At 60.9% G+C, this 15,834-nt stretch carries 13 protein-coding genes; 11 read left to right on the top strand and 2 right to left on the bottom strand.

Translation table 11 applies throughout. From position 1 onward, the window contains the following. Nucleotides 1-64 precede the first annotated feature (64 nt). Both HU743_RS14120 and rarD read left to right on the top strand, forming a co-directional pair. Nucleotides 65-1,039: a serine/threonine protein kinase gene (locus HU743_RS14120; protein WP_186649271.1), complete on the top strand. Its 975-nt coding sequence runs from the start codon at nt 65-67 to the stop codon at nt 1,037-1,039. Between the two features lie 205 nt (nt 1,040-1,244). Then, a complete protein-coding gene (gene rarD, locus HU743_RS14115; RefSeq protein WP_186549172.1) occupies nt 1,245-2,132 on the top strand; it encodes an EamA family transporter RarD in 888 nt (295 codons plus the stop codon). Nucleotides 2,133-2,355: 223 nt separating this feature from the next. On the opposite strand, the gene HU743_RS14110 is transcribed toward rarD, so the two are convergent. Beyond that, nucleotides 2,356-2,874 (bottom strand): glycine cleavage system protein R, encoded by a 519-nt coding sequence (locus HU743_RS14110; protein ID WP_186649259.1) that lies wholly within the window; start codon nt 2,872-2,874, stop codon nt 2,356-2,358. Between the two features lie 666 nt (nt 2,875-3,540). On the opposite strand from HU743_RS14110, the gene HU743_RS14105 reads away from it, so the two are divergent. Further along, on the top strand, nt 3,541-5,718 hold the full coding sequence (locus HU743_RS14105; RefSeq protein ID WP_186649256.1) for a malate synthase G: 2,178 nt from the start codon (nt 3,541-3,543) through the stop codon (nt 5,716-5,718). A gap of 255 nt (nt 5,719-5,973) precedes the next feature. Here HU743_RS14105 and HU743_RS14100 read toward each other — a convergent pair whose 3' ends face one another. Further along, nucleotides 5,974-6,420, bottom strand: coding sequence for a response regulator (locus HU743_RS14100; RefSeq protein WP_186549179.1), 447 nt, complete (start codon nt 6,418-6,420; stop codon nt 5,974-5,976). A gap of 251 nt (nt 6,421-6,671) precedes the next feature. Between HU743_RS14100 and HU743_RS14095 the strand changes: the two genes are divergently transcribed. The 8 genes from HU743_RS14095 to HU743_RS14060 all read left to right on the top strand — a co-directional run bounded on the left by HU743_RS14095 (nt 6,672) and on the right by HU743_RS14060 (nt 15,819). After that, nucleotides 6,672-8,612, top strand: coding sequence for a DUF294 nucleotidyltransferase-like domain-containing protein (locus tag HU743_RS14095; protein WP_186621063.1), 1,941 nt, complete (start codon nt 6,672-6,674; stop codon nt 8,610-8,612). Continuing rightward, nucleotides 8,609-9,316 (top strand): 3'-5' exonuclease, encoded by a 708-nt coding sequence (locus HU743_RS14090; RefSeq protein WP_186649254.1) that lies wholly within the window; start codon nt 8,609-8,611, stop codon nt 9,314-9,316. The genes HU743_RS14095 and HU743_RS14090 overlap by 4 nt, the downstream gene beginning before the upstream one ends. 204 nt (nt 9,317-9,520) lie before the next feature. Further along, nucleotides 9,521-9,997, top strand: a complete 477-nt coding sequence (locus tag HU743_RS14085) for an RNA polymerase sigma factor (RefSeq protein WP_189684247.1) — start codon at nt 9,521-9,523, stop codon at nt 9,995-9,997. Further along, entirely contained in the window at nt 9,994-10,965 is a 972-nt protein-coding gene (locus HU743_RS14080) for a FecR family protein (protein ID WP_186649251.1), read from the top strand. The genes HU743_RS14085 and HU743_RS14080 overlap by 4 nt, the downstream gene beginning before the upstream one ends. A 264-nt stretch (nt 10,966-11,229) precedes the next feature. Then, the gene (locus HU743_RS14075; protein WP_186649248.1) at nt 11,230-13,656 is read left to right on the top strand and encodes a TonB-dependent siderophore receptor; all 2,427 of its coding nucleotides are present in this window, start codon (nt 11,230-11,232) and stop codon (nt 13,654-13,656) included. Between the two features lie 74 nt (nt 13,657-13,730). Further along, complete coding sequence (locus HU743_RS14070; RefSeq protein WP_186649245.1) at nt 13,731-14,861, top strand: PepSY domain-containing protein; 1,131 nt, start codon at nt 13,731-13,733, stop codon at nt 14,859-14,861. Next, the gene (locus tag HU743_RS14065) at nt 14,858-15,037 is read left to right on the top strand and encodes a hypothetical protein (protein WP_186631511.1); all 180 of its coding nucleotides are present in this window, start codon (nt 14,858-14,860) and stop codon (nt 15,035-15,037) included. The genes HU743_RS14070 and HU743_RS14065 overlap by 4 nt, the downstream gene beginning before the upstream one ends. Nucleotides 15,038-15,189: 152 nt before the next feature. After that, complete coding sequence (locus HU743_RS14060) at nt 15,190-15,819, top strand: glutathione S-transferase (RefSeq protein WP_186649242.1); 630 nt, start codon at nt 15,190-15,192, stop codon at nt 15,817-15,819. Nucleotides 15,820-15,834: the final 15 nt, after the last annotated feature.

Here is a 15,834-nt window from a genome sequence, read left to right as displayed (position 1 = left end):
ATGCCTGCCATCTGCGCTACCATGCCGGGCCGGACGCAGCAGCCTGCTGCGCGCAGGAGTCAGCATGGCCCACCCGTTTGAAACCCTCACACCCGACCTCGTCCTTGATGCCGTTGAAAGCATCGGGTTTCTGAGTGATGCACGCATTCTGGCGCTCAACAGCTACGAGAATCGCGTTTACCAGGTCGGCATCGAAGATTCCGAGCCGCTGATCGCCAAGTTCTATCGTCCGCAGCGCTGGGCCAACGAAGCCATCCTCGAAGAACACCAGTTCACCTTCGAACTGGCAGACATCGACATTCCGGTGGTCGCGCCGCTGATCCATAACGGCGAAACCCTGCACGAACATGCCGGCTTCCGTTTCACCCTGTTCCCGCGCCGTGGTGGCCGCGCGCCGGAGCCGGGCAATCTCGATCAGCTGTACCGTCTCGGTCAGTTGCTCGGGCGCATGCATGCGGTGGGCGGCACCAAGCCATTCGAACACCGTGAAGCCCTCGCCGTGCAGAACTTCGGTCATGCTTCGCTGAAGACCCTGCTCGAAGGCAACTTCATTCCGAAAAGCCTGCTGCCGGCCTATGAGTCCGTCGCCCGCGACCTGCTCAAGCGCGTCGAAGACGTCTATGCCGCCACGCCGCACCAGAACATCCGCATGCACGGCGACTGCCACCCCGGCAACATGATGTGCCGCGACGAGATGTTCCACATCGTCGACCTCGACGACTGCCGCATGGGTCCGGCGGTGCAGGACATCTGGATGATGCTCGCCGGCGATCGTCAGGAATGTCTGGGGCAGTTGTCGGAGTTGATGGACGGCTACAACGAATTCCACGATTTTGACCCGCGCGAACTGGCGCTGATCGAACCGCTGCGCGCCCTGCGCCTGATGCACTACAGCGCCTGGCTGGCGCGGCGCTGGGATGACCCGGCGTTTCCGCACAGCTTTCCGTGGTTTGGTACGGAACGGTATTGGGGCGATCAGGTGTTGGCGTTGCGTGAGCAACTGGCGGCGCTCAATGAAGAGCCGCTGAAACTGTTCTGACACCGCAGGGCAACCTGTGGGAGCGAGCTTGCTCGCGAAGACGTCATGTCAGGCAACATCGATGTTGAATGTTAGTCCGCCTTCGCGAGCAAGCTCGCTCCCACATGGGTTTGTTTTCATTCATTACTGACCAATCGGTTCAGGCATTTGCAGACAAATCTCCTTACAATCCCTCCTTTGTCAGTTGCCTGAGCAAGGATTCTGCATGCAAGCCGCCAACCCGCGTCGCGGGTACATTCTGGGCCTGAGCGCCTACATCATCTGGGGCCTGTTCCCGATCTATTTCAAAGCCATCGCCGAAGTGCCGGCCGTCGAGATCATCATTCATCGAGTGCTGTGGTCGGCGCTGTTCGGCGCGCTGTTGCTGATGGTGTGGAAGCACCCCGGCTGGCTGCGCGAGTTGCTCGACAATCCCAAGCGTCTGGCGATTCTCGCCTTGAGCGGCACGCTGATCGCGGCCAACTGGCTGACCTACGTCTGGTCGGTGAATAACGGCCGCATGCTTGAGGCCAGCCTGGGTTACTACATCAATCCGCTGGTCAATGTGCTGTTGGGCATGGTGATTCTCGGTGAGCGTCTGCGGCGCATGCAGTGGGTGGCGGTCGGCCTGGCGGCCGTTGGCGTGGCGCAGCAGGTGTGGCAGGTCGGCAGTTTGCCGTGGGTGTCGCTGGCCCTGGCGCTGACGTTCGGTTTCTACGGGCTGATCCGCAAGCAGGCGCCGGTCAAGGCATTGCCGGGGCTGGTGGTGGAAACCTGGATGCTGGTGCCGATCGCTATCGCCTGGTTGTTGTTCAACCAGACCGCGACCAGCGTGCAACCGGCATTCTGGACTACCTCCGAGGCCTGGTGGCTGGTGGCCGCCGGGCCGGTGACATTGGTGCCGCTGGTGTGTTTCAACGCCGCCACCCGCCATCTGCCCTACACCACCATCGGTTTCCTGCAATACATCGCGCCGACGCTTGTACTGCTGCAAGCTGTGCTGCTGTTCGGCGAGCACTTGTCGTCCAGCACGCTGGTGGCGTTCATGTTTATCTGGGCCGGTCTGGCCGTTTACAGCGTCGATGCGTGGATAAGTCTGCGCCGGCGCAGCTGATCAAAAAACGCACAAACCTCCACAGGCCACGGTTCTCGTGGCCTGCACCGTTCCTTCCCAAGGTTATCCACAGCGTGATCCCCGCCGTTTGTGTGCAACTCACTGATAACTGGCGGTTTTTTGATCAACCTTGGCAAAGCCACGGCCACTATGGGGTTGCGGGCTGTCTCTACAGGTTATCCACAGGCAGGTGCACGTTAAAACTGGATAACCTCAACGGCCGTTAAACGTCTGTGCGTAACACCAACTCGACCATCAGGTCATCGGCCAGGGTTTCCAGCCGCGCTTGCAAGGCGTCCAGCGATAACGTCAGCGGCACCGCGAGTGTTGCTTCGGCGTGAAACAGCGATTCGCTGCTCATCGGGGCCGGACGCACCTCCGTCACCAGCCTTTCCAGATTCACGCCCTGCTCGCTCAACAACCGTGTGATGTCGCGCACGATGCCGGGGCGATCATTGCCAACCAGTTCCATGGCGATCGGTTTCCAGGTGCAGGATTGCTCGACACCGCTCTCGGCGATCAGCACGCGGATACCGTGCGCCGCCAGCGCCTGTAAGGAATCGACTAATTCGTCGTAAGCCTCCGCCGGCACACCCACACGCAGAATCCCCGCGAATTGCCCCGCCATCCGCGACATGCGGCTTTCCAGCCAGTTGCCGCCGTGCTCGGCAATGCACTGGGCGATGCGCTCGACCTGCCCGGGCTTGTCCGGGGCGAAAACCGTGAGTACGAGATGGTCCATGGCGCAGCCCTCTTGTCATGACTTTTGTTATCGAAGGGCAAGTATAGGCAAGGGCATGGATTCGGCTGCATTGCGGCAGGTACCCCTGTGGCGAGGGAGCTTGCTCCCGCTGGTGGCCGCAGGACGCCCTTTCTGCATAACGCCTTGACGACTGCTGCGCAGCCGAGCGGGAGCAAGCTCCCTCGCCGCAATAGCGAACGGCGGGGCAAGCTTCATGGCCACAGCAGCGGACGGCGGGAGCAACCCTTGCCACAACCGCGGACGCACCAAAAACTGCGCCATAGCAGCCAAACAGCATTTATGTGTACAACTTTCGATATTTAGCTGGAACAATCCAACAGTTTTTTGAGAACATCCCGTTCCGCGATGTGACCGCAATGCGACATGAGGTCGCAGAACGACGTAATTAGTCTGATTTTCACAAGCGCAACTCATCATGTAGTATGCCGCAGCGCGCACTACATAACGCTGGATCGATGTCTGCCCAAGGCCCGTCCGCAACCCTGAAAGCCCTGTCAGCAAGGCCCCCAAGCCGTTGATTGGTCCCAGCCCAGCCGCCCGCAATGGCATGTACTGGTCGGCAGGTTTGTGGTTTAAATGGCCCGAGGCTTCATTGCCAAATTGAAGAGCTGAAAAGCGAAATAGCTGAGCAGAGTGAGGCAAGCAATGACTGAACACGTTCAAGTCGGTGGCCTGCAGGTCGCCAAAGTCCTGTTCGACTTCGTGAACAACGAAGCCATTCCCGGTACCGGCCTCACCGCCGAACAATTCTGGGACGGTGCCGACAAGGTCATTCACGACCTGGCGCCGAAGAACAAAGCCCTACTCGCCAAACGCGACGACTTCCAGGCGCGCATCGATGCCTGGCACCAGCAGCATGCCGGCCAGGCTCACGACACCGTGGCGTACAAGGCTTTCCTGCAAGAGATCGGGTATCTGCTGCCAGAAGCGGCTGATTTCCAGGCCACGACGCAAAACGTCGACGATGAAATCGCCCGTACCGCCGGCCCGCAACTCGTGGTGCCGGTGATGAATGCTCGCTTCGCACTCAATGCCTCGAACGCTCGCTGGGGTTCACTGTATGACGCCCTCTACGGCACCGACGCGATCAGCGAAGAAGGTGGCGCGGAAAAAGGCAAAGGCTACAACAAGGTGCGTGGCGACAAAGTCATCGCCTTCGCCCGGGCCTTCCTCGACGAAGCGGCACCGCTGGCTGCCGGTTCCCACGTCGATTCGACCGGCTACAAAATCGCTGACGGCAAACTGGTGGTAACGCTGAAGGGCGGCAGCAACAGCGGCCTGCGCGATGACGCTCAGCTGATCGGTTTCCAGGGCGACGCCAACGCGCCGATCGCGATTCTGCTCAAGCACAACGGCCTGCACTTCGAAATCCAGATCGATGCCAGCACCCCGGTCGGCCAGACCGACGCGGCCGGCGTCAAAGACATCCTGATGGAAGCGGCGCTGACCACCATCATGGACTGCGAAGACTCCGTGGCCGCCGTCGATGCCGACGACAAAGTGGTGATCTACCGCAACTGGCTTGGCCTGATGAAGGGCGACCTGGCGGAAGAAGTCGCCAAGGGCGGCCAGACCTTCACCCGCACCATGAACCCGGATCGCACCTACACCGCGCCTGATGGCGGTGAAGTCACCTTGCACGGCCGTTCGCTGTTGTTCGTGCGTAACGTCGGTCACCTGATGACCATCGACGCGATCCTCGACAAGCACGGCAACGAAGTGCCGGAAGGCATCCTCGACGGCCTGGTCACTTGCCTGGCGGCGGTGCACAACCTCAACGGCAATACTTCGCGGCGCAACACCCGCACCGGTTCGGTCTACATCGTCAAACCGAAAATGCATGGCCCGGAAGAAGCCGCGTTCACCAACGAGCTGTTCGGGCGCATCGAAGATGTCCTGCGCTTGCCGCGCAACACTCTGAAAGTCGGGATCATGGACGAGGAACGCCGCACCACGGTCAACCTCAAGGCCTGCATCCAGGCCGCGAGCGAGCGCGTGGTGTTCATCAACACCGGTTTCCTCGACCGCACCGGCGACGAAATCCACACCTCCATGGAAGCCGGCCCAGTGGTGCGCAAGGCTGATATGAAGACCGAGAAGTGGATCGGCGCCTATGAGAACTGGAACGTCGATATCGGTTTGAGCACCGGCCTGCAAGGTCGCGCACAAATCGGTAAAGGCATGTGGGCGATGCCGGACCTGATGGCTGCGATGCTTGAACAGAAAATCGCTCACCCACTGGCCGGCGCCAACACCGCCTGGGTGCCATCGCCGACCGCCGCAGCGCTGCACGCGCTGCATTATCACAAGGTCGACGTGTTCGCCCGTCAGGCCGAACTGGCCAAACGCGCCCGCGCCTCGGTGGACGACATCCTGACCATCCCGCTGGCAGTGAACCCGAACTGGACGCCAGAGCAGATCAAGCACGAACTGGACAATAACGCCCAGGGCATTCTTGGCTACGTGGTGCGCTGGATCGATCAGGGCGTCGGTTGTTCGAAAGTGCCGGACATCAATGACATCGGCCTGATGGAAGACCGTGCGACGCTGCGTATTTCCAGCCAGCACATCGCCAACTGGTTGCGCCACGGCATCGTCACCCAGGACCAGGTCATGGAAAGCCTCAAGCGCATGGCGCCAGTGGTCGACCGTCAGAACGCCAACGACCCGCTGTATCGTCCGCTCGCTCCGGATTTCGACAGCAACATCGCCTTCCAGGCGGCGGTCGAACTGGTGATCGAAGGCACCCAACAGCCGAACGGCTACACCGAGCCGGTGCTGCACCGTCGTCGTCGTGAGTTCAAGAAGGCCAACGGTCTGTAACGTGCGTTGATGCTGAAAATGAAAAAGGCCCTGATCGAGAGATCAGGGCCTTTCTGTTTTTGATACCCCATCGTTTCTTGGCGAATGACAGAACCTGTGGCGAGGGAGCTTGCTCCCGCTCGGCTGCGCAGCAGTCGTAAATTCACTGAATGCAGTGTGTCTGGATAGCTGTGGTTGCTTTGATTGGGGCCGCTTCGCGGCCCAGCGGGAGCAAGCTCCCTCGCCACAAAAGATCTTCTGAGCAGTGGAGTTCGTCTAGGGTTCTATACCCAATTCGTGTTTCACCAGACCGAGCAACTTCACTGTATCAATCGGCTTGAGCAGAAAATCCACCACGCTCAGATGCATCGCCTCGATCGCGTCTTTCACGTCGGCATCGCCGGAGACAATGATGATCGGCATCGCTGCCCGCACCGATTCACGAACCTGCCGGATCAGCTCCAGGCCATCGACATTGCCCATGCGCAGATCGGTAATCACCAGCCCGATCGAAGGCTTTTCGTCGAGCATTTTCAGCGCGGTTTCACCGCTGGCCGCGGTCATGCAGCGAATCCCGTCCAGCGCGAGAATTTCCGACAACAGTTCCCGGGCATCCTTGTCGTCGTCGACGATCAAGACACGCTGCGGCGGCAGATCGGGTTCGAGCATCACTGCGCTGAGCGCTTCACGCTCGGCATCGCTCAAAATATCGTGGTCGGACATGGCGTTCTCTAAGTGTTCCAAACAATCATCTGGCAAGTCGTCAGACATCGCCAGACAGCGCTTCAATGTGCACTTCGTCGGATTTTTTTCCAAGGGGCAACGGCACGCTTTTCCGGGCTTTTGCGTAGGGTATTTCCGAAATGTTGCCAATGGTGGCAAAACCTAGACTTACGTCCAATGGGCACCCCGCCTGTGGGGGAAGACCATGGTTGCCACGATCCGACAACAACAATTCGAAAAAGACTGCGGTAATGGTTATGAGTAAAGCGGACGCCTTCACCCAGGCAGGGAAAACCGCGGTTTTGCAGAATATTCAGGGCACCCTGCAATTCCTCCAGCGCTTCCCGCCCTTCAATCAGATGGAACACGCCCACCTCGCTTATCTGGTGGAGCAATGTCAGCTGCGTTTTTTCGCCCAGGGCGAGAGCATCATCAAACCCGCCGACGGCCCGGTCGAACATTTCCATATCGTCAAGCAGGGTCGCGTGGTCGGCGAACGCCAGCACATCACCAAACCCGGCACCGAAACCACCTTTGAAATCACCACCGGCGAATGCTTTCCGCTGGCGGCCCTGCTCGGTGAGCGCGCCACACGCACCGAACATCTGGCGGGCGAAGATACTTTTTGCCTGCAACTGAACAAACTGGCGTTCATCAAACTGTTCGCGCTCTCCAGCACCTTCCGTGATTTCGCTTTGCGCGGGGTCAGCAGCCTGCTCGATCAGGTCAACCAGCAGGTGCAGCAAAAAGCCGTGGAAACCCTCGGCACGCAATATTCGCTGAACACCCGACTGGGTGAGCTGGCGATGCGGCATCCGGTAACGTGCAGCGCGGACACGCCATTGCGCGAGGCGGTAAAGCTGATGCACGAGCAACAGGTCGGCAGCATCGTCGCGGTGGATGAGCACAAGGCGCCGCTGGGGATTTTTACTCTGCGCGATCTACGCCATGTGGTGGCCGAAGGTGCCGGCGATTTCAGCGATGCCATCGAACAGCATATGACCCGCGCGCCATTCTATCTGTCACCGGATCACAGCGCATTCGACGCAGCGATCGCCATGACCGAGCGGCACATTGCGCACGTTTGCCTGGTCAAGGATCAGCGCCTGTGTGGCGTGGTCTCCGAGCGCGATCTGTTCAGTCTGCAACGGGTCGATCTGGTCCACCTGGCCCGAACGATTCGCAGTGCCCAGCGGGTTGAGCAACTGGTGATCCTGCGCGGTGAGATCGGCCAACTGGTCGAACGCATGCTCGCCCACGGCGCATCCTCAACGCAGATCACTCACATCATCACCTTGCTCAACGATCACACCGTATGCCGGGTGATCGAGCTGACCCTCGCCGAAAAAGGCGATCCCGGCGTACCGTTCAGCTGGTTGTGTTTCGGCAGTGAAGGTCGCCGCGAGCAAACGCTGCACACCGATCAGGACAACGGCATCCTGTTCGACGCCCGCGATGCGGTGCACGCAGCGGAGATCCGCGGCAGGTTGCTGCCGATTGCCCAGCAGATCAACCAGAGTCTGGCGCAGTGTGGCTTCACCCTGTGCAAGGGCAACATCATGGCCGGCAACCCCGAGCTGTGTCTGTCGCGGGCCGAATGGGCGCGGCGCTTCGCGGCATTTATTCGAGAGGCGACGCCAGAGAACCTGTTGGGCTCAAGCATTTATTTCGACCTGCGCGTGGTCTGGGGCGATGAGCAAGGCTGCGAGCAATTGCGCCGAGGCATTCTCGAGCAGGTCGGCGACAACCGTTTGTTCCAGCGCATGCTGGCTGAAAACGCGCTGCGCAATCGCCCGCCGGTGGGCCGATTCCGTGAGTTCGTGCTGGCACGCAAGAATGGCGAGAAAGCCACGCTGGATCTGAAAATCCAGGGCCTGACGCCGTTCGTGGATGGCGCCCGCTTGCTGGCGCTGGCCAACGGCATCGACGCCAACAACACCCTCGAACGCTTCCGCCAACTGGTGGACAAAGAGGTGATCGAGCCGCTGGACGGCGCCGCATACGAAGAGGCCTATCACTTCATTCAGCAAACGCGGATGCAACAGCATCAATTACAGACCCGCGAGAATCTGCCGTACTCCAACCGCGTCGATCCCGACAGCCTCAATCATCTGGACCGGCGCATCCTGCGTGAATCCCTGCGCCAGGCGCAGCGTCTGCAAAGCAGCCTGACCTTGCGGTATCAGCTATGAGCCTGTTTTCCTGGCTGCGCCCGGCCAGTCCTGTAGTGCCGGCGGCGCTGCAACAGCGTCTGGCAAAGTTGCCAGTCATCACCGGGCTGAGCGAATGCAGCCTGCGCGAGCAGCGTTGGGTGGTGCTGGATCTGGAAACCACCGGCCTCAATATCAACAAGGACCGCGTGCTGTCGATTGGCGCGGTGGCCATCGAGGACGGCGCGGTTGATTTCAGCCAGCAGTTCGAGCGCACCTTGCAATGTAGTGAGTTGAAGGTCAGCCCAAGCGTGCTGATTCATGGGTTGGGGCCAAATGCGATTGCCGCCGGCAGTGACCCGGCCGAGGCCCTCGTGGAGTTCATGGAATTTGTCGGCGACAGCCCGTTGCTGGCGTTTCATGCGCCGTTCGATCAGCACATGCTCGGGCGCGCGTTGAAGGAACATCTGGGGCATAAGTTGCAGCATGTGTTTCTGGACGTGGCGGATATCGCGCCACTGTTGTGTCCACAAGCGAACATTCGCGAAGCCGGCCTGGATGAATGGATCGAGTGGTTCCGGCTTGAAGTGTTCGAGCGGCATAACGCGAGTGCCGATGCGCTGGCCACGGCGGAACTGGCGTTGATTCTGTTCAGCCGGGCGCGGGCGCAGCAGATTCATAGTCCGTTGAATTTGCAGCAGCGGCTGGGTCAGTGGAAGCGACGGCAGCAGGCGCCGTCCTTCTAGCTTTTCGGCGCCTGTCCGGCCGCCTTCATGAGCAGGCTCGCTTCCACAAGGCAGCGCGTTGCCTCATATCACCTGACCAGTGGCCAATTGCTAACCATTCCCACCTCTGCCAGAATCGCGAACAATTCGCGTTAGTTAATATTTCCCAATCGGTGATGTCCGGTGTCATCAGTCCCAAGTCCCCGCAGTGAGCTCGTCGGTGCGATGTATCGCGATCATCGCGCTTGGCTGCTGGCGTGGTTGCGGCGCAATGTCGCCTGCCCGCAGCGTGCCGAAGATTTGAGCCAGGACACCTTTGTGCGCCTGCTCAACCGCGACGAGCTGCTGACACCACGTGAGCCACGGGCATTTCTGGTGGCGATCGCCAAAGGCCTGCTGTTCGATTATTTCCGTCGCGCCGCGCTGGAACAGGCCTACCTCACCGAGTTGATGCTGATCCCCGCAGGCGAACAACCGTCGGTGGAAGAACAGCAGATGATCCTCGACGACCTCAAGGCCATCGACCGCCTGCTCGGCAAGCTGTCGACCAAGGCTCGCGCCGCCTTCCTTTATAACCGCCTCGATGGCCTCAGCCATGCCGAAATCGCCGACAAGCTGGGCGTCTCGGTGCCGCGCGTGCGGCAGTATCTGGCGCAAGGCCTGCGCCAGTGTTACGTGGCGCTGTACGGTGAGCCGACATGAGCCCGGCCAGTTCCAGACCGGTACCGGCCCATGTGCTGGACGCGGCGATTGCCTGGCAGTTGACCCTCGATTCGAGCACCGTGCTGGAACGTGAGGAATTCGCCAAATGGCACGCGGCCCATGAAGAGCATGCCCGCGCCTGGCGCCAGTTGGGCATGCTCGATCAGCGTTTCAGCGTCGCCAAGGGCCCGGCGCGCAGTGCGTTGCTGCAATCGCGCGAAGGCATCCGTCGGCGCGTGCGCAAACTCGGCAGCGGGCTGGCCAGCGTCGTCGTGATCATCGGTCTGGGGTTATTTGTCAGTGAGCATTATCTGCCGCTGGACTACTGGCTCGCCGATCAGCGCACCGCTACCGGCGAACAGCGCACCCTGCGCTTGCCCGACGGCACCCTGCTCAATCTCAACACCCACAGCGCGGTGGATGTGCGCTTCGATGAGCAGCGCCGTTTGGTCGTGCTGCAGGAAGGCGAAATCCTCGTCGAGACTGGCCATGGCGATGCGCGGCCGTTCATCGTCGAAACCCGCGAAGGCAGCATGCGCGCTCTGGGTACACGGTTTCTGGTCAAGCGCGAAGAGCAAGGCACGCGCCTGAGCGTGTTGCAGTCGGCGGTCGCCGCACAGGCGCAAGGCAACCCGGCAGAACAGATTCTGCGCGAAGGCCAGCAAGTGCTGCTGCGCAGCGACGGGCTGGGCTCAATTGTCGCGCTCAACCCCGGCGCCGATGCGTGGACGCGCGGCATGCTGGTGGTGGATAACGCGCGGCTAGGGGATCTGGTGCAGGAGCTGGGACGCTATCGGCGCGGCCATCTGGGCGTGGCGCCGGACGTGGCGGACCTGCGCATCACCGGCAGCTTCCCGTTGCATGACACCGATAAAGCGCTGAGTGCATTGCTGCCGACCCTGCCAGTGCAGATCGAGCGGCATACACAGTATTGGGTGACTGTGGCGAAGGCTGAGACCAAACCCTGAGTTTGAGTTGAGCCTGTGGCGAGGGAGCTTGCTCCCGCTCGGCGGCGAAGCCGTCGCTAAACCGCCAATGCAATCGCGCGGAAAAAATGCCGGGGACCGCTACGCGCTCAAGCGGGAGCAAGCTCCCTCGCCACAAGACTTTGCATCCGCTAGAAAATCGCTGCTTTGCAGCGAAACAAAATAATTTCCACCCAGCCCTATCACTTTTCGAATCTCGTCCGGCACACAGGCAATTGAGAAATATTTCCATTCAGGAGCCGCCGTATGTCCCGTTCGCTAGACACCTTGTTGCGTCCCAGTCTGCTTGCCATTGCCATCGCTTGCGGCACGCCGCTGATCAGCGGCCCGCTGCTCGCTGCTGAACAAGCGTCCAGCGTGCGCGCCTACAACCTGCCGGCGGCGCCGCTGTCGACCACGCTGAACCAGATCGCCAGCCAGGGCGGCCTCGCGCTGTCGCTGAACCCGTCGCTGGCGGCCGGCAAGACCTCGGCGCCGGTCAACGGTCAATATGACCCTGCCGGCGCCCTGCGTGCAGCGCTGCGCGGCACCGGTCTGCAACTGGAACAAAGCAGCGCCGGCACCTTCACCCTGGTGGCCGTGCCCGACGGCACGATGGCCCTGCCGGAAACCGCGATCATCGGCGTGGAAAACCTGGAAAATGCCTGGGGCCCGGTCGAGGGCTATACCGCGACCCGCACCGCCGCCGGTACCAAGACTGACACTGCACTGGTCGAAGCACCGCGTTCGATTTCCGTTGCCACCCGTCAGCAAATGGACGACCGCAGCGTGCACAGCCTTGATGACGCCGTGCGCTACATGCCGGGTATCACCGCCAGCAGCTATGGCAGCGACACACGCACCGACTGGCTGCGTGTACGCGGTTTCGAACCGACCCAGTTCCTCGATGGCCTGCCGCTGCCCAAAGGCGTGTACGCCAACCCGAAACAGGAAACCTGGAACCTTGACCGCCTCGCCCTGCTGCGCGGCCCGGCCTCGTCGGTGTACGGCCAGACCCCGCCGGGCGGCCTGCTCGACATGGTCAGCCGGCGTCCCAGCGCCGAAACCAGCAGCGAAATCCAGCTGCAATACGGCAGCGACAATCATCGCCAGATCAACTTTGCCAGCACCGGCAAGATCGATGACGCCGGGCAGTTTCTCTACGGCATCAGCGGCGTGGTGCGCGACAGCGGCACGCAGGTCGATCATGTCGACAACAAGCGCTACAACATCGCGCCGAGCCTGACCTGGAATATCGATGACGACACCAAATTCACCCTGCTGAGCCAGTTCACCCGCGACGATACCGGCATCACCAGCCAGTTTTTGCCGATCCAGGGCACCAAAATCAAATCGCCGTTCGGTGATATTTCTCACCATAAAAATCTCGGCGATCCGGACTGGGAATATTACGACCGCACTTACTACGCGCTGGGTTACGCCTTTGAGCATCGGTTGAACGATGTCTGGCAGTTCAAGCAGAACCTGCGTTATACCAAGTCGGATTTGTCGTTCCAGTCGCTGACGCCTGGTTCCTACCCGTTCACGACCGTGGATGAGCAGGGCAACGTCGGCCGCACCAGCACGAGCGTCGACGAGGACATCAGCCAGTTCGCCGTCGACAACAACTTCCAGGCCGACTTCTCTACCGGTGATATCCGCCACACCCTGCTGCTGGGCCTGGACCACCAGCGCAGCAACACCAACTACACCTCAATCTTCGGCGATGGCCTGACCACCAACGTGATCACGCCGATCTACGGCCAGCCAATCGTACGCCCGGCGCGCTCCACAGCGTTTTACGACTACAACCAGAAAACCTTCCAGACCGGTCTCTACGTCCAGGACCAGATGGCCCTCGACCAATGGCGCCTGACCCTCGGCGGCCGTGAAGACTGGGTGCACACCAGCACTGAGTTCTTCAACAAGGGCGATGCGACAAATACCCAGCGCGACAAACAGTTCAGCGGCAACGCCGCGCTCAGCTACGTGTTCGACAACGGATTTGTACCGTACCTGTCGTATGCCGAATCCTTCCAGCCGACCACGGGTGCCGACGCCACCTCGACCGGTTCGCTCAAGCCAACCGAAGGCAAGCAGTGGGAACTGGGTATCAAATACCAGCCACCGGGCAGCAAGACCCTGCTGACCGCCGCCGTGTATGACCTCACCCAGAAGAACGTGTCGGTCAACACCTTCGTCAACAATGTCTCGATCACCAGCCAGGCCGGCGAAGTGAAGGTCAAGGGCCTGGAACTGGAAGCGGTCTCCGACGTGACCGACAACCTGAAAGTCATCGCCGCCTACACCCTGGCCAAGTCCGAAGTGCAGAACGGCGTCGACAAGGGCAACCGCCTGCAATTGATGCCGAACCAGCAAGCCTCGCTGTGGACCGACTACACCTGGCACACCGGCGTGCTCGACGGTTTCGGCGTGGGCGCCGGCGTGCGTTACACCGGCAACACCTACGGCGACAAGGCCAACAGCTGGCTGGGCAAGGCTGACGCCTACACCGTGTTCGACGCTTCGGTGCATTACGACCTCGGCCGCCTGGACAACAGCCTCAAAGGCGCGTCGCTGGCAGTCAACGCGACCAACCTGTTCGATAAAGACTACATTTCCACCTGCGACGGCTTCTATTGCTATTACGGCGACCAGCGCAGCGTGGTCGCCAGCGCGACTTACAAGTGGTAAGCCAGTGAGCTGAAACAGGCCCTGTTACCAGGCCGTCCTCCGTGGACGGCTTTGGTGCTTTTGAAGGTCATGAAATGAAAAGTAAAACAATTCGTCGCTGGTCGTTCATCCACACCTGGACCAGCCTGATCTGCACCGTGTTTTTGCTGATGCTGGCATTGACCGGTCTGCCGCTGATTTTCCATCACGAGATCGAGCACCTGCTCGGCGATGCGCCTGAAGTGCGCGAGATGCCGGCCGACACACCGCGGCTGAATCTGGCGCAGTTGGTCGCAGCGGCCGAAAAACATCGCCCCGATGATGTCGTGCAGTACTTCGGTTTCGACGACGATGAGCCGAACGCCGTGCTGACCATCATGGCAAAAACCGCCGGCACCGAGCCGAACGCTTCCCACACGTTCATGCTCGATGCACGCACCGGTGAAGCGCTGGAAACGCCTTCGGCCAACGGCGGTTTGATGCTGTTCATCCTGCGCCTGCACGTCGACATGTTTGCCGGATTGCCCGGCAAGCTGCTGCTGGCGTTCATGGGTCTGCTGTTTGTCGTGGCGATTGTCTCCGGAACGGTGCTGTACCTGCCGTTCATGCGCCGCTTGAAGTTCGGCACCGTGCGCCAGGACAAATCCGCGCGCCTGCGCTGGCTCGACCTGCATAACCTGATTGGCATCGTGACGCTGACGTGGTGCCTGGTGGTGGGGGTGACCGGGGTGATCAGCGCCTGCGCCGACCTGCTGATCGCCGCGTGGCGCAACGACGCGCTGACCACGCTGATCGCGCCGTATCGCGATGCACCGCCGCTAACCAGACTGGCACCGGCCACGCGCCTGCTCGATATCGCCGCTGAAGTGGCACCGGGCATGAAACCCGACTTCATCGCTTTCCCCGGCACACGATTTTCCAGCGAACACCATTACTCGGTGTTCATGAAGGGCGGCACGCACCTGACCTCGCACCTGCTGACGCCGGTGCTGATCGATGCCACGACCCTGCAAGTCACCGCCGTGGCCGAACGCCCGTGGTACATGGACGCCATGGGCATGTCGCAGCCGCTGCACTTCGGTGATTACGGCGGCATGCCGATGAAAATCCTTTGGGCGACGCTGGATGTGCTGACCATCATCGTGCTGGCCAGCGGCGTGTATCTGTGGGTGGTGCGGCGCAAAGCGGCCAGACCGGTGCTGGAAACCACGGAGGCTTCGGCATGAAACCGCGTCAGTCGAGTTTCTGGAAAGTCTTCAGCACGCCGATTGTGATTGCGTTGCTCAGTGCCGGGGGGTTGTTTGCGGCGTTGCTCGGGGACGGACTCTGGGATGCGTTGAGCTGGGTCGGGCTTGGCGTGCCGGCGGTCTTGGCCATAAAGGGATTAATGCGGCGAAGCTGAAATCCCGTGTAGGAGTGAGCCTGCTCGCGATAGCGGACTAATGTTCAACATCGATGTTGACTGACCCAACGTCATCGCGAGCAGGCTCACTCCTACAAGGGATCGGTAACAGGCTATGCTGCCCGATCATTGTCCTGATCGAGACCTTGCCCATGTCCGCCCCCAGCATGACCCTGTACCACAACACCCTGTCCCCGTTCGTGCGCAAAGTCATGGTGCTGCTGCACGAAACCGGTCAGCAGGATCGTGTCGCGCTGCAGGACTGTGTGCTCAGCCCGGTCAGCCCGGACCCGGCGCTGATCGCCGACAACCCGCTGAGCAAGATCCCCGCCCTGCGCCTGGCCGATGGCAATGTCATCCATGACAGCCGGGTGATTCTCGAATACCTCGACCAGCAGCACGTCGGCAACCCGCTGATCCCCCGTGAAGGCGCGGCGCGCTGGCGCCGGCTGACCTTGGCGTCAATGGCCGACGGGATCATGGATGCCTCGGTGATGGTGCGATACGAAACCGTTTTGCGTCCGGTAGAGAAGCACTGGGACGAATGGCTCGACGCCCAGCGCGACAAGATTCGTCGCGCCCTGGCCGTGCTGGAAAAGGATGCGATTGCCGAGCTGACCAGCCATTTCGATGTCGCGGCGATCAGCGTGGCGTGTGCGCTGGGTTATCTCGACCTGCGCTTCCCCGACCTGGACTGGCGCGCGGCCAATCCGCAACTGGCCAACTGGTATTTTGAGGTGAGTCAGCGACCGTCCATGGTTGCGACAATGCCCAAGGCTTGAATCTGCGGCGCTTGA

The sequence above is a fragment of the Pseudomonas sp. SWRI99 genome, from assembly GCF_014270125.1.
Taxonomy (GTDB): domain Bacteria; phylum Pseudomonadota; class Gammaproteobacteria; order Pseudomonadales; family Pseudomonadaceae; genus Aquipseudomonas; species Aquipseudomonas hamedanensis.
The sequence above is the reverse complement of the archived record's forward strand: the minus strand, read 5'-3'. Positions and strand labels throughout refer to the sequence as shown.